Genomic DNA, 21,173 nt, shown 5'->3' with positions numbered 1-21,173 from the left:
GTGAAACATACAAATAAATAAAATAATGAAAAAACTATTTGCAATGGCTTTAGCAGTCGGTATGCTATGTAATGCACAGGCAGCTGATTTGTACAAAGCGAGTAAAAATGTAGCTTTGCGTGCTCCGGCAGTGCCTCTCATCACTTCCGACCCTTATCTGTCCATCTGGTCGCCCACAGATGCACTGAATGAAAGCAGCACGATGCATTGGACCGGAACGGAACATCCTTTGTTGGGTGCCATACGTGTGGATGGGAAAACCTATCGTTTTATGGGCAAAGATAAGTTGAACCTTGAGACTCTTGTTCCGATGACGGATACCGATACCTGGCAGGGAAGTTATACTTTTGACCAGCCGGCTGCGGGATGGAATACCCTTTCGTTCAATGCTGCCGGATGGAAAGAGGGACAAGGTGCTTTCGGTACTCCCGATATGCCTCGTGTCCAGACTCGCTGGACTACTCCGGATATCTGGGTTCGTCGTGAATTTCAGATCAATGACGACCTGAACGGAGAAACCATCTATCTGAAATATTCGCACGACGATGTATTCGAACTCTACCTGAATGGTGAAAAGCTGGTTGCTACGGACTATTCATGGAACAACGACGTATTACTCGAACTATCGGACGCAGCCAAGAAGAAGCTGCAAAAAGGAAAAAACGTACTTGCCGCACACTGTCACAACACAACAGGAGGTGCTTATGTAGATTTCGGCCTTTATCGCCTGAACAAACAGACGACGGGCTTTGAGACGGCAGCCGTCCAGAAATCGGTAAGCGTACTCCCCACACAAACTTACTACACGTTTACTTGCGGTCCGGTGGAACTGGACCTGGTGTTTACCGCACCTTTGATGATGGACGACCTCGATTTGTTGTCTACTCCCGTTAATTATATTTCTTACCGCGTTCGTTCGCTGGATAAAAAACAGCACGATGTGCAGATGTATGTAGAGACCACTCCACAGCTTGCCATCAATGAACTGACGCAACCTACCCGTTCGAAAGTGATCCGTCGTAACGGTATCAATTATGTGCAGGCGGGAACCATCGATCAGCCTATCCTCGGACGAAAAGGAGATGGAATCTGCATTGACTGGGGATATGCTTATCTGGCCGGAAATATAGGTGCCAATACGGCTGTAAGCCTGGGTAACTATTATGGTATGAAGAACGAATTTGCGACTAAGGGTACTTTATTGCCCACGCAAGCCGAATGCGTGACCCGTCGTGCCGACCAGATGCCGGCTATGGCCTATACCGATAACCTGGGCAAAGTAGGTGCCGATGGCAAATCCGGTTTCCTGATGTTGGGATATGATGATATCTCAGCTATTGAATACTTCTATCAGCCTCGTATGGCTTACTGGAAACATGACGGTAAAGTGACTATCTTTGATGCCTTCGAACGTGCCAAGGCCAATTATGCATCTGTCATGGAACGCTGTCGCGTTTACGACCAAATGATTCTGAACGATGCAGAAAAAGCAGGTGGCAAAGAATACTCTGAACTGTGTGCGCTCGCTTACCGCCAAGTGATTGCCGCCCATAAGCTGTTCAAGGATGCGGATGGTAACTTGCTCTTCTTCTCTAAAGAGAACAATAGTAACGGTTGTATCAATACCGTCGACCTTACCTATCCGTCTGCCCCTCTCTTCCTGGCTTATAACCCCGAATTGCAGAAAGGCATGATGACCAGTATCTTTGAATATAGTGCCAGCGGACGTTGGAACAAACCTTTCCCGGCTCATGACATAGGTACATATCCTATTGCGAATGGACAGGTTTACGGAGGAGATATGCCGATTGAAGAGGGTGGAAACATGGTGGTCCTGACTGCTGCTATTGCCAAAGTAGAAGGAAATGCCGATTACGCCAAGAAGTATTGGGATTTACTGACTATCTGGACGGATTATTTGGTAGAATACGGACAAGATCCCGAAAATCAACTTTGTACCGATGACTTTGCCGGGCACTGGGCACACAATGCCAATCTTTCGGTAAAAGCCATCATGGGAGTAGCCGGTTATAGCGAAATGGCCCGTATGCTCGGTATGGATGATGTAGCCGACCGGTATGCCGCTAAAGCCAAAGCCATGGCCACCAAATGGGAACAAATGGCACGCGAAGGCGATCATTACCGTCTGGCTTTCGACCGTGAGAATACCTGGAGTCAGAAATACAATATGATTTGGGACAAAATGTGGAATCTGCACCTCTTCCCCAACAATGTGATGGAGAAAGAAGTCGCTTACTATCTGACCAAACAAAATCTTTATGGTCTCCCGTTGGATTCCCGCAAAGAATATACTAAGTCTGACTGGATTATGTGGAGTGCTGCTATGTCTTCGGACAAAGCGACTTTTGAAAAGTTCATTTCTCCCGTATATAAGTATGCCAACGAAACCGTATCACGCGTTCCGCTGAGTGACTGGCATTATACCGATAGTGGTAAATTTGTCGGTTTCAAGGCACGCTCTGTAATCGGTGGTTATTGGATGAAGGTATTGATGGATAAAATGCAGAAATAATAAGAACCGGTATATAATAGAGTTTACTGTTAAGGGTTGTATCCAAAGCTTGTTCAGCTTGGATACAACCCTTTCTTAATTTCCCTATAGAAGATACTGCGCTGGCTGTTCTACTTAAGCCGGTGCCGATTTAAGTAAAGATTGGTTGTTAAGGGTGTTCTGGTATCTCTGTAACCCGGAAGTCCGTACCAATTAAACCCTCTTCCGAATGGCCTTCACAATGGATCACGTATTCTCCGTCTTCCTGATCGTTTAAAAAGAAAGATATTTGTGCTTTACCTTCTTTGTCGGTTTTTACAGTAGGATTCCAGTACAGTGTATTTCTTTGTTCCGAATGTTCGAAGAATGAATGATCGGAAAGAGTCGGAGTATAAAATTCTTTTGTCTGGTTATAACCTATCCACTGGCAGATTTTATTATTCGTTGCTATAACTTCTCCTTGTATCGGACGGCTATATAATACGATAGTACCTCCATAGTTTCTAAATCCTCCGAACTGAGTGGACGTCTGTTGCAGGACTTCTACCCGTTCGATTCTGGATGCCTCCATGCTATACACTACTTCAGGATCTTTGGCAATATACCCATCCAGTACCAAGGCAGCTACTGTTCCTCCGGGAAGTCCGTTGATGTGAGCATACTGTAAATTACTCTTTGTTTTATCCGGATTAGGAACCATGGTGATGCCGGGCACTGTTCTCAGTAATTGACGGACATCTCCAAAACTGTTGCTTGCTTTCACTTGAGTACTTGTTTTCACGAATCCTTCACTATAAGGACGCCGCTTTTCAATCGGATCTTTTTTTCGTGCGGTTACTTTCACTTCTCCTAATTCGAATAGCTGTTTGTCAATTTCCTTTTGGGGGATGTAGGACTTGGTAATATCCCATTGTACATGAAAAGAACTATCAGGTGCAAAAGGAGAAGGCATATATTTCACCGATGGAACCGGAATGGAATCATCAAGTTTGATCGGATAGGTTTTCCCATTCTTGTCGGTGGCTGAGAGCATGACTTCCTTTGTTCCTTCAAAAGAGATTCCCGATAGGCTGAAACGTTTTTGTCCATCCAACGGACAGGTAATAAATTGTTTGAGTGAATCTTGACGTAGGATAGCCTGAAGCTCAACAGATTTAGCCTTCTGTTTATTTATATTTTCCACTTTTCCTGATAAGGTGAGAGATTGTTCCATAGGATATCGGGGGAGATTATCGGGCTGGTTGAAAGCTTCAAGTGAGTAGCGTCGCCATCCTTGTGTCAGCAATAGCAGTTCTATTTTAGACAGGCTTTCAGTATCTTCCGGATTCCAGTAGCTTAATGGTTGTTCCGTTTGCCCTTTCAGGTTGCTACTAAGAAATAAGTAGGTACTGAAGTTGTCACGGATCGTTGGTTGCTCTAAAAAAGTTTGTGCGACTGCCAGCGAGAAAGAACCCGGTTGGGGAATTCCTTTCTTATCAGTACTACGGATATTCACCGACATTTTTCGATGTCCTTCTTGTACCGAAATAGTAGATGAAAGTTTTAGGTTGAGTGTTTCGGGAAAGTGAGTAAATACCAGCCTTTCACAATAGGCATGATAGTCTTCATCGATCAGGGTTAGTGTGAAGACACCCGTAGGAAGTTTATCTAAAGGCAAATCGAAAAGTGTACGCGGTTGCGAACCATCGACGGGTAGTATGGCAATCAACCGTCCTTCTTGATGGAGGATAAGTGAATAAACCGAGTTTTTGGTTGAAGGGCCAATATTTTGAGTCAATAAGATACGTAATGCTTCTTTCAGGTGTTTAACAGTGATTACAAACCCCTGCTCGCTTATCGAAGGTATTTTAAAGTCTGTGTTATCTCCTGCTAGACGGGCAATGTATTTTTCTTTTTTCTGTGGGATGAAAAAAAAACTTCCTTTACCCAAGTGATTGGTAGCAAATTTACGGATACTGTCTCCGTGGGCATTCAGTATGACCCCTTCTGTTTGAACCCCTTTTCCGGTGTTGGCATCCACTACTTCGAATGCTATTCGGGAGGTGAGTTCATTGATCAGATTTCCTCCTTCCGGGAAGAATCTCAGTTTAAATTTTGTTGTCTGCTGGGGTATTTTGTCTTTCTCTGAATCTCCATAAATCGTTAGTTCACGATGGAAGAAAAACTCCGGATCAAAATTCTGCATCCATCGGGTATAGGCACGAAGTTGATAATGGCCGGCGTGTAGATGTTCTGGGATCGAAAGGCTACCGGAGGCTGCTCCGTCTGCCAAAGGATACTTGACTTGTTTTACAATATCTCCTTTACTATTTGACAGATCTATGTATACAATCCTGCTGGCTTCGGTTGCTGGGGCAGAGAGTGTTTGATACACTTTAAACCAAATGGTTTCTCCTGCATAATAATTGGTACGGTCTTGATGCAGATATAATTTCTCAATCGGATTTTCACGGGCGTATTGGTTGAACCGGGCTGACAAAAGAGTATCGCTTACGGCTTTTTGTGGGGCTGCTGCGCAATGGATGGTGCATACCAGACAAAGAATGGTTAATGTTGAATGTATTTTCATACGTAAATATAAATTATATTCCTTATCTAAAGCGAGCTGTTTTAAATCATTAATAAATTGATTTTGTAATGTTATATCAAAATTTCTTTGAATAAAAGTAGAAACAACTATTCGCTATTTATATTTTTATTCAAAGGAATAATTAGATATTTTTGAGATTATATTTATCTTATTACAGTATAACACCGAGTTTCATACCGATAGGATATATCACTCATGTCAGCACTTATATTTGTTGCTTCTACACTAATAATAAATTTGTCTGTTGAAAAGTATGGGATATCGACATAGTTACTATAATTCGAAGGTGTGTATATCTCTATATAAGTTTTTGTTCCGGATTGCCAATCAATTCTTACACGTTCAACAGACGGATGGAGACGAATGCGAAAGGAATAAAATTGATTTGAAAAATCTCCAATCTCTACAGCTTTTATTAGTCCACTCCCAGATTGGTAGACTAGGTTTAAAGATACTGCATTAATCTCCAGATTGTTCTCAATCAGTGAAGATGCTTTGGTGTTAAAGATAAAGCAACTGATTAATAAAATGATGAGATGAATTTTTTTCATAATAGTAATAATTTAAAAGTTAAAAATAGGACATTGGTTTTCTTTATAAACTTTTCTAATATATAGAAAAAATGATTCTGGAAATATTTAGTTCAGAGTTATTTAATATTAAATAACTCTGAACTAAATAAACATAGCTGTTATTTATAAACTTCCAGTTCGTAAATACGTGTATCTCTGCCTCCGGTGCTTTGTGTAGGACGAGTCACAAGCAGACGGATGTAACGTACTTTTCCGTCATAGTTCAGCGGACGTGAAATGACATTTGCATGATTACCGTCGATAGCATCCAGAGTAGTCCATTCGTCACTCTGATTCATTTTCCCTTGCAGGAAGCAACCATTGGTGATGTATGAGTGACTTTCCTGTCCGGCGTTCACCATCTTCCAACCACTGATGTTTTGTGCTTCACCCAGATCGAAGTCTACGTAGTTCGGAGTCTGCGAAACGTCACACCACTTCGTATCCGTTTTACCATCCAGCAGGAAGTCCGGTTTTTCTTCATCGTTGGTGTATCCGGAGCAAGCAATGATTTTAGCTCCTTTCAGGATATTTTCGTGTACTGCTTCTTTATCATTTCCGGCAGTAGCTGCATTGCCTACGTTATTAGTGCGGAAAAGAGTGCCGGCAACGGTTGTAGCCGGTTCATTTTCGGTAACCAGGGTAGCAGCAAACAAAACCACTTTCTCATTTCGGGGCAAGATTACGCTGGTAGCTCCCTTCGGAATATCCATACCAAATTTGAACATATAAGTGAATTCATAAGGCTGATCACCGTTGGATGCATGGCGGTGTGTACCTACATAGGCAATCTCGGCGTCTTTCAGATATCCTTCGGTGTGTCCTTTATGTCCCCATTGGCCGATGAAGCCGGTATAAGAAGGTACAACGAATGAAGCGGCCTGCTTGCCAATGCGGAAGTCGGCCTGATTGTCTCCTTCGGTAGAGGCGGCGAGGATATAGAGACGGTTGTATTTGTTTCCCGCAGGCAGTTGCAAGGTATCACCTTCACAAGTCATTCCGTTCGCAATCTCTTTTTCTCCCAAGCGGAAAGTGATCTGACCGGCTATCAGTGAATCCGGCAGAAGTTCGGCTGCAAAAGAATAGCCCGATTCGAAATCGCCTTCTCCACGGAATTCATTATAAGAAGCACATTTGCGGTCGTAGTCAAGCGGTAAAGCGGCATATTCGATCGGAGACGCCTCACGTCCCGATGGTTTGAGGCGTACTTTGTAAGTTCTTACAGAATAAGGAGTGATGTTTACCTGCAACTTGTTTCCTTCGAAAGTTGCATTGCCGATTGTCTTTTCTGTACCGTTGGCTTCGCTGGCACTGATGATTTCCCCTGCAAAGGTCAGTGTGGCGCTCTGTGCTTTCCGGCCTTCGGTTTCGTATACGCGCACTACATACTCATCGGTTTCTTCCGCTTTCTTCAGTGCCTTGATCAATACATTGCGGTTGTCCGAAGCGACAAACGAGAACGATTTTCCGGCATTTCCTTTGTGCTTTTCCGTACGGAAGGCTTTCAGTTGCTGGTTCAGCTTTTCGGCTTTCTCTACAGTGGCGGGTTTATCCAAGGCTCCCTGATGTGGTATCAGGCTGTAGGTGAAGGTATGATGGCCGAAATCCTGGTGATCCTGATATGCATAACCGTTGCGTGTTTCCGGTGTGTGAAGCAGTGTGAGGCGGATCGTATGGTTATCCGGCTTGTCCCATCCATATTTGCTGTCGTTCATCACCGATACACCATAACTTCCGTTACGGTCGGTCAGGTCGGCCCAATATTGTGCATATACTTCGTAAGCCGTTTCGGTATTGTTGCCACGTTCGATGCTTCCGATGCCCAAGTCATACGTAGCCTTTTCGTTTTCAAGATTGAGCGGGAATTCGGCTTTCAGCAGTGCGTTGGTCGATTGCCAGTCTATTTCGTTATAGAAGTCGATGCGTTCTGCACGGCTACCTTCATACAGACGTATGTATTGACGGAAGACAGATTCTCCGTGACGTTTCTCGACACAAAGCGATTTACGTAAAGTTCCGTCTTCAACCAAAGATATTTTCACGTCATCCGTAATCGAAACCGGAGTGCGGTCGGTTGTTTCTTTCAGCACTTCCCATGCCGGCCAATTGTATGACTTGTTCTGAGTGAAGAGTGCCAGGCGGATTGCTTTCCCGGCTTTCACCAGTTCTTTGCCGTTCTTTTTGTCAGTCAGAGAGACGATATCTCCGTTTTTATCCAATGTGATCTTGTACAGAGAGTTTTCCAAGGTATTGACGTTCGTTGAGACGTTGCTTGCACCAGTTCCTGATGTGCGTACGTCATATACCACATATCCTGTAGCCGGAACTGTTGCTTCTACCAGGATGCGTGCCTTTCCGTCGGTATAAGAAATGAGCTGGGCCGATACTTTTTTGCCCTTTTCATCGTACACCGTTATCCCTTTGGGAGCTTTCGGAAGGTCAAGTTCTATTTCCGCAATATCTGTAACCGCAAATCCGAGTGCATTATAAAGGATTACCGGAATACCGCTGACCCGTGTATCCAATTCCCTGCCGATACCATGAATGGAAGAAGTCAGTACATTGGAGAACTGTTTCAGTGAGATCAGTTCGTCATTCCATGAAAATTCATAGGCACGCGGTATACTGGTTCCTGTCAGGTCATCGTGGAACTGATGATAAATGAAGCGTTTCCATGCTTCATTGATGGTGCTTCCCGGATATTTGGCCTGATTCAGCCATTCGGCAGTTACGGCAGCTCTTTCGGCAGCATCTCCCAGCAATTCGTTCTGGCGGTTGTACAATTTCATGGCAGCCTGTGAGGTGTAGCATCCTGTACCGTGAACATCCATCAACAGTTCACCGTCGAATACCGGTAATTCCGGATGATTCTTATAAGGAAGGTAATCTTTGTAAAGCTGGTCGCTGGTTGCACTGACAATTTCTACCGGACCGTTTCCGCGAAGTCCTTTTTCCACTGAACGGACAGAGGCCAGTGTCGGTGATCCGCCGATATCGCCTGTACCGTAATATCTGTATACTGTATTATTAAGAGGTGTACGGCCTGCCAGCTCTTTCAGTTGTTCGTTTTCTGAAAGGTCTTCGTCGTTCCATCTTCTGCCATAATCATATCCATGTGCCAGCATGATAGACGATCCGTCTATTCCTTTCCACAAGCCGATTGTAAACGGATGCTTGCTCTTACCATAGAACGGATGCACACGCCAGTCCAGCTTTTGTGAGGAGAAACCAATCAGGCCGCAGTGCGAAGCGACAGTAGGCAGTGTCCAGCCAAATCCGAAACAGTCGGGCAGGAAGATGTCCGTGCTTTCCACTCCGAATTCTTGTCTGTAATACTGTTGTCCCAGCATAATGTTGCGGATGAACGATTCAGTCGAGGGTACCAGAGCGTCCGTTGCGTCCCAGCTACTTCCGGAAATGTGCCAGCGGCCTTCCCCGATGTACTTCTTCATTTCTTCGTATTGTGCAGGATAGTACTCTTTCATCCAGGCATATTTCACTCCGCCTTCAAAGTTGAACACATAGTTCGGATACTTTTTCAGCAGAAACAGGTTCTGGTTGATCGTGTTCCATACATACTCTTTAATGGTAGTCTGTACATCCCAGTTCCACTGAGTGTCCAGATGGGCATCTGCCACCATATAGGCTTTCGCCTTTTTCTCCTGTTTGTTCCCTTGGGCGTACGAGGCTCCTCCGGACAACAGCAGGGTAGCTGCCAGCATAGCAATGTGTAATTTCATGTTTGCTTATTACATTATTTAATTAATAAATGAGGAATTATACAAAGGTGACCAAATTCGTAGAAAGGAGATGAAAAATACTGTTCAATAAATAGCAGAATCTGTTCAGATGTGCTTTTTGAGCTCTGTGAATAGGGTTGAAATATTGAAAAAGAACAGATTTTGTTGTTTATTGAACGAAAATTATCGTCTTATTAGCTAAATATAACTTTCCTTTGCAATGTTTCGAAACCGTAAGAGCTATACTATGAAATACATCCCGTCTTATATCCCGGGGATTATTTCCATAACGATGCTTTTATACATTAAAGATTTATAGAACCTGTTTTTTAAATTTATGTACTATGCGTAAAAAAGAACAAATGTTTTGGCTCGCAAGTCGTAGCAGAATGTGGCGCATACCACTTTGTATGGCTGCCTTTTCGCTTTTGCCAAGTGCCTACAGTTTCGCCAGCGCCGAAAACCCGGCAGCAGAAACTGTATGGGCTGTGAACTCCGTTCAACAACAACGGACCGTAAAGGGTATAGTTATCGACGCCAATGGCGAAGCGGTAATTGGTGCTAATGTAAAAGAGCCGGGAAGTACGACTGGTACCATCACCGATATTAACGGTGAATTCTCGCTGAGTGTTGGCCCTAAAGCTACACTGGAAGTCTCATTTATTGGTTACACAACACAAAAAGTAAACGTAGGAGCATCAAACACAGTTAAAGTTATTCTAAAAGAAGACACAAAAGTACTCGATGAAGTCGTTATTACCGGTTTCGGTATGTCACAGAAGAAAGCTACTTTGACAGGTGCCGTTGCTGCAATTGCTTCTACTGACATCGAACGTTCCAATGCAACGACAGCTTCAGGTGCATTGGTTGGTAAGATTGCTGGTATCAATACCCGTCAGAATGATGGACGTCCGGGCGCTTCTACACAATTGCAGATCCGTAATATGGGAGCTCCATTGTATGTAATTGATGGTGTTGTATCTGATGATGGACAGTTTAATAATATGGATTTTAATGATATAGAATCTATCTCTATATTGAAAGATGCATCTGCTGCAATTTATGGTGTGCGTGCTGCCAATGGTGTAGTAGTGGTTACATCAAAGAAAGGACATCGTAATTCTAAAAACTCTGTATCTGTTAATGCTTATTATGGTTGGCAACATAATTCACGTTATGTTCAGCCTGCTAAAACTAAAGACTATGTGACTGCTTATGTCTCTGCAGAAACTTGGGCTAAAAAGGCGGACAATGATCGCAGGTACAACAAAGAAGAATATGCGAAATGGATGGCCGGTACTGAGAAAAATTACCAGGGTTTTGACTGGAGCGACTATATTTGGATTACTGCTCCCCAATCGTATATTAGTGCGAATCTTTCAGGAGGTACCGATAAGGCTAATTATTATGTAGCAGTTTCTCATATCGATCAAGAAGCGACTGTGCGTGGTTACGGTGGATTCAGACGTACAAATGCCCAGATGAATATTGATATGAATATTTCTGATCGTTTCAAGATTGGTGCTACGATGAATGGACGTATTGAAGATCGTCACCATCCGGGTGTTCCTGGTTCGGATGATACATGGTTACCTCGTTTTGCAACTATGAAGAATCAGCCGACAAAGCGTCCGTATGCCAACGACAATCCTTTATACCCACAACTTGTTTCTGACCAGAAAGAGACAAATTTTGCTCTTTTAAATTATGAAACCAGTGGTAAGGTATCCGATGTATGGCGTGTTCTTCAAATGCAGACAACTGCCGAATATGAGATTCTGAAAGGATTGAAGGCTAAAGGTATGTTGGGCTATTATTATGCTTACAATGAACTGGATAATCAGGAATACACATTCAAGTTGTATGGATACAATGAGAAAACGGGTGAGTATTATGAAACGGCTTCTATGGATAATCCTTATCGCGAACGTAATCGTGAGAAGGTGGAGGATCAATTTGCTAATTTCCAGTTGAACTTTGATCGTAGGTTTGGTAATCATTCTATCAATGCTGTTGCTTCTTTTGAGGCTACACAACGTAAACGCCCCAAATCATGGGTGCATTCAGTTCCGGTTGCCAACGGTATGGATCTGATTCGTTTTAAGGAGATTGTAGAGTATAATGATACTGGTAACAATACGGAAGCTCGTATGGGATGGTTAGGACGTATCAATTATAGTTTTGCTGATCGTTATCTGATCGAATTAATTGGTCGTTGGGATGGTTCTTGGAAATTTAAACCGGAAAATCGTTGGGGATTCTTCCCTTCTGCCTCTTTGGGATGGAGAATCTCTGAAGAAAATTTCTGGAAAGAAAGTAAGATTGCCAACGTGTTTTCTAATTTGAAGATACGTGGTTCATACGGTGTGGTTGGAGATGATAATGTGAGTGATTATGCTGCATTCGATTACCTGCCTGGTTATAAATACAATAACGGTGGTGCTGTATTGGATGGCGATTGGGTTGTTGGAACTGAGACTCGTGGTTTACCTAATAAAACTTTATCATGGATGGAATCTAAGATCCTAGATATTGGTGTAGATATGGGCTTCTTTAATAACCGTTTGAATGCTCAGGTAGACTTCTTCCAGCGTATTCGTGATGGAATTCCTGAATCTCGCTATGACGTGTTGATTCCAAATGAAGCAGGTTTCTCTTTACCAAAAGAAAATTTGAAATCGGATAAACATGTTGGTTTTGATGCAATGGTTAGTTGGGCTGATCATATCAATGACTTTAATTATAGTGTTGGTGCGAATATGACCTATTCTCGTTTCTGGGATTGGGAACAATATGACACACGTCACAGCAACTCTTGGGATGTGTATCGTAATAGTATTTGGCATCGTGTAGGTTATGTAAATTGGGGATATGAAGCTGTTGGACGTTTTACAAGTTGGGAACAGATTGCTACTTATCCGATAGATAATGATAGAAAAGGAAATAAAACGGTTGTTCCGGGTGATATTATGTATAAGGATGTCAACGGTGACGGTGTAATCAACTATATGGATGAGCGTCCTATCGGTTATCGTAGTGACAGTACTCCTACGCTGAACTTTGGTATCAATTTGGCTGCAAGCTGGAAAGGATTTGACTTGGCAATGGACTGGACGGGTTCGGGTATGACATCATGGCAACAGCAATATGAAACGGCACGTCCGTTCCAGAATGACGGTAACAGCCCGGAAGAGGTGTTTAAAGATGCTTGGCATTTGGCAGATATCTGGGATGCAGACAGCCAGTTGATTCCTGGAAAATATCCGTTAATCCGTTTGAATAATGAAGAAACAAGTGCTTATGATAAGAGTACATTCTGGCTGCATAATGTGAAATACATTAAGTTGCGTAATCTGGAGTTTGGTTATACTTTGCCCAAACGGATTGTTGCTAAAGCAGGTATCAGCAATTTGCGTTTATATGTATCCGGAACCAACCTGTTCTCTATAAGTAATATACCTTTTATGGATCCGGAATGCATCGATTCAAATGGTTTGGACTATCCGACGATGCGTGTGGTTAACTTAGGTATTAATCTCAAATTTTAAGTAAACAATGAAAAACAGATATTTTTTAATGGCTCTTGCTGCTGCGGGGGTATTATCGTTGAGTAGCTGTAATGGCTTTCTGGATACGAAGCCAAACGACATTATGACACAAGATCAGGTGTATGCTGACCCGGCGTTGGTGAAATCTGTTCTGGCTAATTTTTATGGCCGTATCACTATTGGTCAGCGTAACGAAGCTGTAGAAGATTATTTCATGCTGGATGAGGCCATTCATTATGATAACAATAGTGAGGAGAATATAGATAGAAATAAATGGCGTTCTTATGACTATACATTGATTCGTAATTTGAACCAATTCTTACAGGGTATTAAAGGATCTACCGCTGTAGATGAGGAGACTAAGAGACTTTATGAAGGTGAAGTTCGCTTTATTCGTGCTTGGACTTATTTTTGCATTGCCCGTGGGTTAGGTGGTATTCCAATTGTAGGAGATGACGTATTTGATTATACCGGTGGTATGGATATTACTACAATTCAGGTTCCCCGTTCTACTGAAGCTGAAACTTATGACTACATTATTAAGGAGTGTCAGGAAGCGGCTGCTATGATGAGTAAGCAGACTAATAAGAACAATTCTCGTGCAAACTATTGGGTAGCAAAAATGTTGGAAGCGCGTGCAGCAATTACAGCAGCATCATTGGCTACATACAATACGGTGGCCGAACATCCTCAATTGAGAACTGCCGGTGGTGAAGTAGGTATACCGGCAGATAAAGCAGAAGGGTACTATCGTACAGCTTTAGCTGCTGCAAAAGAGGTTATCGAAGGATCTGCAGATGGTACGGCTTCTCCATATAAGTTGATGTTAGCTGCTGATAAGACTTCAGAAGCTTTGGCTGATAACTTCTTTAAAGCTGTTTGTGAGAAAAGTGGTAATACCGAAGTTATTTGGACACGCGACTACACTACTCCTGGTTATGGTCATGATTTTACAAAAAATTGTTTGCCAAAAAGTATCGAACAAGATACTGGTAGCGATAGAATGTCTGTATTGTTGAATTTGGTTGAGGCTTATGAATCAACAGATGCAACGGAATCAGAACGTGGTAAAGCTGCGAAATTTGATATAGGTACATTAGATGATCCTAAATTCTTTGATGATCCGATGGATTTGTTTGCAGACCGTGATCCACGCTTGGCGGCTACAGTTCTTTTACCGGGATCTACTTTTGACGGAAAATTAATAGAACTGCAAGCAGGTCAATTAAATAAAGTGGATGGACGATGGACCGAGAGAACAGGCCGTAGAAATGAAACGGATGCCCAAGGACGATTGATTACTGCCAATAATGGTCCGTTCGGAGGTAATGAACGTGAAATTAACCGTACAGGATTCTTCGTTCGTAAATATCTGGATAAAACACCTTTGGCCGGTACTCAAGGTACAAAATCGGCTATGTGGAATGTATATTTCCGCATTTCAGAGGCTTATCTGATTGCTGCTGAGGCTTCTTGGGAACTGAGTCATAATAACAGCGATGTAGAAGCTTTGAAATATATCAATGCCGTTCGTGAACGTGCCGGTATTCAGCCTCTAACTTCTATCGATCACCAGAAAATTATGCATGAGTATCAAGTTGAATTTGCGTTCGAAGGTCATCGTTGGTGGGATTTGAAACGTTGGATGGAAGCAGATAATATCTGGACTGGAAATGAAAATGATCGCACAGCACAGCGTCTTGGCTTATGGCCTTACCGCGTAGTTGCAGAAGGTGATGCTAATAATGGTAAGTGGGTATTTGTAGAAAAGAATATGCAGACATTAGATTTATGGCGTAAACCGCTGAAGTGTACTGATGTTCAGTATTATTCAGAAATCGACAATGGCTGGATTAATAATAATCCGAAATTGGTTAAAAACCCGTATCAATAATCTAAAATTAGAAGAGACAATGAAAACAATATCAAAGATTTTTTCAGTATTGCTGTTAGGAGCGATGATGTTTACCAGTTGTATGAAAGACAACTATGATGCTCCGGAGTCAATGTTGACAGGTCGTGTGATGTATAATGGTGAAGCATTGCAACTTCGTGGCAATGAAGCTGTACAATTACAGCTTTATCAACATGGTTATGCTAAACACGATCCTATCAATGTGTATGTTAATCAGGATGGTATGTATTCTGCTAATTTGTTTGATGGTGAATATCAGATGATAACAAAAAGTGGAAATGGTCCTTGGTCTTCAGAAGGTCGTGATACTATCAATGTAACTGTTGCTGGCAATACAGTGCAGGATGTTGAAGTAACTCCTTATTATTTGGTAAGAGATGCACAGATGACCATAGAAGGTAATAAGGTTAATGCATCTTTTAAAGTAGAAAAAGTTGCAGGTGGAGGAATTGACCGGGTATTTTTCATGTTAAGTACTACTCAGTTTGTGAATGATGCAGAACATAATGTAGACCGTTATGATGAAACTGACAATATGGGCGCTTACGATGAAACAGGTAAATTATACACTTTTGCCACAAGAGATTATACGGATAATAGTATGTTTCAAACTGCTTTGAAAAGAGGCACATTGTTCGGTCGTATTTGCATCTGGCCTAAAGGCTCTGATCAGGGTATTTACTCTAAAGTAATCCGACTGAAATAATTCATATCAATGTTTAATGTGGGAAGGGTGTCGGATTTCCTGACACCCTTTCTGTTTAAATAAACTTTTTATAAACTTTTAAATTATTGTATTATGAACAAAACGATTTTGTTAGTATTGGCATTTGTGTTTGCGGGGATAACAAGTGTAATGGCTAATACATCGAAGGATGAAAAAGCTGAAGTAAGCAGTGTTGATAAAAAAGCTGCTACAGAGTATTATTTGGAGATTGGCAGCCAGAGTGGTTCCGGAGTTTTTTCTACGATTGAATTAATAAATCCATTTGAAAGAAAACTTAGGGTAGTGACTCGTGGACGCTCTACAGTTGAGATAAGCTTTCATGAAGAGGGGACTATTTATGGTCGAAGACTTTTTTATACTCCAAATACTGATGGACAGGTTATTACCGATGAAATTAAATCTGGTGAATTTACCATTAGTACCAGTTACAATGAGAGTAGTAGTAGCTCTACTATTAAATATGAAACTCGGTATTATTATATCAGAGAAAGATAATTTGATAACTGGTTAAAACTAAAGTCTCCTATATTTGGGTTTATTTCTGATAAACTGAATAAGGGGACTTTTCTTAATTTATATATTCAGCATGAAGAAACTTTTATTTTCCCTTTTTACTGTTTTTTCTTTCTGTGTTCCTTCCATTGCACAGCAGTATTCCAATCCCGTTATTAATTACAGCCTTCCCGACCCTACGGTTATCAAGGCAGATGACGGCTATTATTACCTGTACGCAACGGAAAATATCAGAAATCTTCCTATTCACCGATCAAAAGATATGGTAAACTGGAGCTTTGTGGGTACGGCTTTTACCAATGAAACCCGCCCTACATTCGAGCCGAAAGGAAATCTTTGGGCGCCGGATATAAATAAAATCGGTGATCGGTATGTGATGTATTACTCCATGTCTGTTTGGGGTGGAGAGTGGACCTGTGGTATCGGTGTGGCTGTCGCAGATAAACCCGAAGGGTCTTTTACCGATCATGGGAAACTATTCCGCAGTAACGAAATCGAAATTCAGAACTGTATCGATCCTTTCTATATAGAAGATGGCGGCAAGAAATATCTTCTTTGGGGGAGTTTTCATGGCATTTATGGAGCCGAGTTGAGTGATGACGGACTCTCACTGAAAGGAGGAATGAAACCACAGCAGGTGGCAGGCACAGCCTATGAAGGAACTTATATTCACAAGCGGGGAGGTTACTACTATTTGTTTGCTTCCATCGGGCGCTGTTGTGAAGGGTTAAAGAGTACCTATACCACGGTAGTGGGGCGGTCAAAACACTTATTCGGTCCTTACGTAGATAAAAAGGGGGCATCGATGCTGGAGAATCACCACGAAGTGCTGATTGATAAAAATGCAGCATTCGTGGGCCCCGGGCATAACTCTGAAATCGTAACAGATGATAAAGGAGCGGACTGGATGTTTTATCACGCTGTCAGTGTAGCCAATCCTGAAGGAAGAGTGTTGATGCTCGACCGTGTAAACTGGAAAAAAGGATGGCCTGTTGTAGAGGGGAATACACCATCGTTGCAAGCAAAAGCCCCTGTTATCCGGCACAAATAAGGGGGTAAACATCAGTATTCCGCTATACTTCTAATGGTCTGTATACCGATATGCTACGTCTTATTCCGTTATCTCTATCTCGTCCCGCATGCCCGGGCCCGTCAGCCCGGGTATGCGGGCTCATGGGCACAGGCACGCGGGCTCATGGGCCCGGGTATACGGGACGGGGTAAACATCGCACCATTTTCAGCTAAGTAATAGGGAAAAACAAAATGCTTTATACGGCATATTTGCTTAGAAAACTCGACTTTATTCTTTGTGAATCAGTTCTTTATTCTGAATTATTCTCCTAAAACAGTGGGTGGAAGATGGAAGATATAGGTGGAAGATAAACGGGCTGAAAACGCGATCTTCCACCAAGTCATCCTGCTGATTATTAGAATGATAATCGTTGAAAGGTGGAAGATGGAAGATTGGAATGCATTTTTTGTATGAGAGACGGCATAGCGAGAACTACAAATGAATTCTTTTCATATTGCTGAATGTGTTTCTTGGTCACGCAGAATATGGAATGAACAAATTCAGGTCAAAAGCCTGCTACAAATGTTCCAATATTGATATTAAGTGTTCTATCCCTTGTTTTTGGTCAGTTTTTGCTATTTATTGAATAATAATTATCCTCCTTTCTCCAATATTTCCCCAATCTTTGTAACATCAAAATTTAAAATCTGAGGCAAAGACATGAAAAACAAAGTACTGACCCTGGTAACTATCTTATTAATTCTTCCCTGTACACTCGCATGGGCTGCTCAGCCCGGGGATGGAAAACTGAAGCACTTTACGAAGAAAGACGCAACGACGGCAATCGATGCTTTTCATTCTACTTTTTATAATCCGGAGATGAAACTGTATGCCATTTCTTCGGATATGAAAGGAAGAGCTGCCATCTGGGTACAGGCTATCTATTGGGATATGATTATGAACGCGTATAAACGTACGAAGGCTCCTGAATATCGCCGGTTGATAGAAGAGGTGTATCAAGGGGGATACGAACAATACGATAAATACAATTGGGACAATAAAATCGAATGGTTTATTTATGACGATATGATGTGGTGGATTATTTCGTTGGCGCGTGCTTACGAAATCACCGATGATCCGAAATATCTGGCACATGCCTCTTCGGGATTCTACCATGTCTGGAAAGAGTCGTACGATAAAGAGCGGGGTGGCTTGTGGTGGAATTTCAAGCACGATGGCAAGATGGCTTGCATCAACTATCCGACTACAGTAGGTGCCATGACTCTTTATAATGTAACCAAAGATCCCGATTATCTGGAAAAGGCTAAAAACGTATATGCATGGTCGAGGGATGTTTTCTTCGATAAAGAGAAAGGTCGTATAGCAGACAATATGCACTATCATTTCCAGAGACAGAATGGTATGGATATTGACTGGACCACCCAACTTTATAATCAGGCTACATTCATCGGATCGGCAGTGATGCTTTACAAAGCAACCGGCGAAAAGTCTTACTTGGACGATGCCATTCTGGCTGCGGACTATGTTCGCAACGAGATGTGTGATTCTGACGGACTGCTGCCGTTCAAGAACGGAGTGGAACAAGGTATTTATGCCGCCATCTTTGCACAGTACATCATTCGCTTGATAGAAGATGGCAATCAGCCTCAGTATATGGATTGGTTACGCCACAACATAGACGTGGCGTGGAACAACCGGGATGTGAAACGCAACGTGACATTCAAAGATGCAGCCAAACCCTGCCCGGCAGGTGTGATGGAAAGCTATGATGCCAGCGGATGTCCCGCTTTGATGCAAGTGATTTCTCCATTCAAATAACAACACAAACACGTGACAACACAAACACATGAGTAAGAGGGTATTAGTTTTGATTGGTTTGTTTTTGGCCTGTGGCGGCGTCTATTCTCAAACCGCCACAGGCACAAAAACGAATTTCCAGACAGCAGAGCCGTGGAAACCGGAAACAGATGTGCGTGCCGATGCCGTGATGGTATACGGAACGCTGGATAAGAAAGGCGTTACTTTTGAGCAACGCGTACAATCGTGGAGAGACAAAGGATACCGGGCCGAGTTTATGACAGGGGTGGCCTGGGGAGATTATCAGGATTATTTTCTTGGAAAATGGGATGGGGTGAAAGACCACCTCAAAGAGGGGCAGCGTGACCGCGAAGGACGGGAAATTGCGCACGGGCACCTGATTCCTTATATCGTACCTACCGAGAGCTTTATCCGTTACATACAGGAAAAGCAGATCAAACGGGTGATCGATGCGGGCATTACTTCTATTTATCTGGAAGAACCGGAATTTTGGATGCGGGGCGGATATAGTGAAGCTTTCAAGTCCGAATGGCAGAAATATTACGGATTTCCCTGGAGAGATCAACAGGAATCTCCTGAGAATACGTACTTATCGAATAAACTGAAATATTATCTTTATTATAACGCTCTTAACGAGATATTTACGTATGCCAAAGCATATGGAAAATCGAAGGGGCTGGATGTGAAGTGCTTTGTGCCTACACATTCACTGGTCAATTATACGTCGTGGCAGATTGTAAGCCCCGAAGCGAGTCTGGCTTCGCTGGATTGTGTAGATGGATATATAGCGCAAGTCTGGACAGGAACTGCCCGCGAACCGAACTATTATAACGGAGTGAAGAAAGAGCGGGTATTTGAGAATGCTTTTCTCGAATATGGATGTATGAAATCGATGACGGCTCCGTTGAACCGTAAGATGTATTTTTTGACGGACCCTATTGAAGATCGGGCGAAGGACTGGCTTGACTATAAGATAAACTATCAGGCTACTTTTGCTGCCCAACTGATGTATCCGACAGTAGACACGTACGAGGTGATGCCTTGGCCGGATCGCATTTATCAGGGATTGTATCGTGTGGCGGGGACAGACCGGAAAGAACGTATTCCGCGTGACTACTCTACACAAATGCAGATCATGGTAAATACGCTGAACGATATACGGACTTCGGAAACCCGGGTAAGCGGTACGCACGGCATCGGAGTGCTGATGGCAAATTCACTGATGTTCCAGCGCTTTCCCGACCACGATGGTTATGACGATCCGCAATTCAGCAGTTTCTATGGGCAGACCTTGCCATTACTTAAAAGGGGAATACCGGTAGAATTGGTACATATGGAGAATACTCCGTTTGAGGAGACGTTTGAAGGGTTGAAAGTGTTGGTCATGTCTTATTCGAATATGAAGCCGATGGAACCCCGTTACCATGATTTCCTGGCAACCTGGGTGAAAAAAGGGGGAGCCTTGATTTATTGTGGTGAAGATATTGACCCCTATCAGTCAGTACTGGAATGGTGGAACTCCAATGGTAACCGGTATAAAGTCCCTTCGGAACATTTGTTCGAAAAGCTGGGACTGGATAAGTCGCCTGTCAACGGGACTTATTCTTGTGGGAAAGGAACAGTGACCGTCCTGCGTGAGGATCCGAAACATTTTGTGCTGAAAAGTGGGAATGACCAACGATATTTTGACACGGTTTCGGCTGCTTACAGAAAGACTGCCAAGAAAGAAATAGAACTGAAAAATAGTTTCCTGCTTGAACGGGGACCCTATACCATTGCTGCCGTATTGAACGAAAGCGTCTCTGATGCTCCGATGGAACTTTCGGGATTATATATCGATCTGTTTGATAAAGATCTTCCGGTGCTGACTCGTAAAGTAATTCGTCCCGGTGAACAGGGTTATTTATATAATGTCAATCGGGTTCCGGGCGGGACAAAGGCAAAAGTCCTTTGCGGTGCTTCCCGGATATATGATGAAAAGATAGGAAAACGCAGTTATTCATTTGTTGCGAAAAGCCCGTTGCATACGACCAATGTTTCGAGAGTGCTTCTTCCGAAACAACCGCGACGGGTTTGTGTGAACGGGAAAGAAGAACTTGAACCGGGAAAATTGTGGGAAGAGCGTTCGGGTACCTTGCTGTTGAGGTTTGAGAATGATCCCGCCGGCGTGCAAGTAGATATTGAATGGTAAAAACTATAAAAAAA

At 42.8% G+C, this 21,173-nt stretch carries 11 protein-coding genes; 8 read left to right on the top strand and 3 right to left on the bottom strand.

Annotated features, from left to right (window positions below; all coding sequences use genetic code 11):
* The first annotated feature begins 25 nt into the window (after positions 1-25).
* A complete protein-coding gene (locus KO473_RS04605; RefSeq protein WP_122130141.1) occupies positions 26-2,533 on the top strand; it encodes a glutaminase domain-containing protein in 2,508 nt (835 codons plus the stop codon).
* A gap of 148 nt (positions 2,534-2,681) precedes the next feature.
* Here KO473_RS04605 and KO473_RS04600 read toward each other — a convergent pair whose 3' ends face one another.
* The 3 genes from KO473_RS04600 to KO473_RS04590 form a co-directional block, all read right to left on the bottom strand.
* Entirely contained in the window at positions 2,682-5,081 is a 2,400-nt protein-coding gene (locus KO473_RS04600) for a TonB-dependent receptor plug domain-containing protein (RefSeq protein WP_005822804.1), read from the bottom strand.
* Positions 5,082-5,245: 164 nt separating this feature from the next.
* Positions 5,246-5,653: a hypothetical protein gene (locus KO473_RS04595; protein WP_005822805.1), complete on the bottom strand. Its 408-nt coding sequence runs from the start codon at positions 5,651-5,653 to the stop codon at positions 5,246-5,248.
* A gap of 140 nt (positions 5,654-5,793) precedes the next feature.
* Complete coding sequence (locus KO473_RS04590) at positions 5,794-9,414, bottom strand: glycoside hydrolase family 38 C-terminal domain-containing protein (protein ID WP_005822806.1); 3,621 nt, start codon at positions 9,412-9,414, stop codon at positions 5,794-5,796.
* Positions 9,415-9,758: 344 nt separating this feature from the next.
* On the opposite strand from KO473_RS04590, the gene KO473_RS04585 reads away from it, so the two are divergent.
* The 7 genes from KO473_RS04585 to KO473_RS04555 all read left to right on the top strand — a co-directional run bounded on the left by KO473_RS04585 (position 9,759) and on the right by KO473_RS04555 (position 21,159).
* On the top strand, positions 9,759-12,962 hold the full coding sequence (locus KO473_RS04585) for a TonB-dependent receptor (RefSeq protein ID WP_005822807.1): 3,204 nt from the start codon (positions 9,759-9,761) through the stop codon (positions 12,960-12,962).
* A gap of 7 nt (positions 12,963-12,969) precedes the next feature.
* On the top strand, positions 12,970-14,856 hold the full coding sequence (locus KO473_RS04580; protein ID WP_032537634.1) for a RagB/SusD family nutrient uptake outer membrane protein: 1,887 nt from the start codon (positions 12,970-12,972) through the stop codon (positions 14,854-14,856).
* 19 nt (positions 14,857-14,875) lie between these two features.
* Positions 14,876-15,583, top strand: a complete 708-nt coding sequence (locus KO473_RS04575; RefSeq protein ID WP_005822809.1) for a DUF3823 domain-containing protein — start codon at positions 14,876-14,878, stop codon at positions 15,581-15,583.
* 93 nt (positions 15,584-15,676) lie between these two features.
* Complete coding sequence (locus KO473_RS04570) at positions 15,677-16,099, top strand: hypothetical protein (RefSeq protein WP_122130142.1); 423 nt, start codon at positions 15,677-15,679, stop codon at positions 16,097-16,099.
* Positions 16,100-16,190: 91 nt separating this feature from the next.
* Positions 16,191-17,168 carry a family 43 glycosylhydrolase gene (locus KO473_RS04565; protein ID WP_005822811.1) on the top strand — a complete coding sequence of 326 codons (978 nt, stop codon included), beginning with the start codon at positions 16,191-16,193 and terminating at the stop codon, positions 17,166-17,168.
* A 681-nt stretch (positions 17,169-17,849) separates the two neighbouring features.
* Positions 17,850-18,968, top strand: coding sequence for a glycoside hydrolase family 76 protein (locus tag KO473_RS04560; RefSeq protein WP_005822812.1), 1,119 nt, complete (start codon positions 17,850-17,852; stop codon positions 18,966-18,968).
* Positions 18,969-18,996: 28 nt separating this feature from the next.
* The gene (locus KO473_RS04555; RefSeq protein ID WP_005822814.1) at positions 18,997-21,159 is read left to right on the top strand and encodes a hypothetical protein; all 2,163 of its coding nucleotides are present in this window, start codon (positions 18,997-18,999) and stop codon (positions 21,157-21,159) included.
* Positions 21,160-21,173: the final 14 nt, after the last annotated feature.

The organism is Bacteroides sp. HF-4919 (assembly GCF_018860125.1).
Note: the sequence above shows the minus strand (reverse complement) of the source record. Positions and strands in the feature narration are given on the sequence as shown.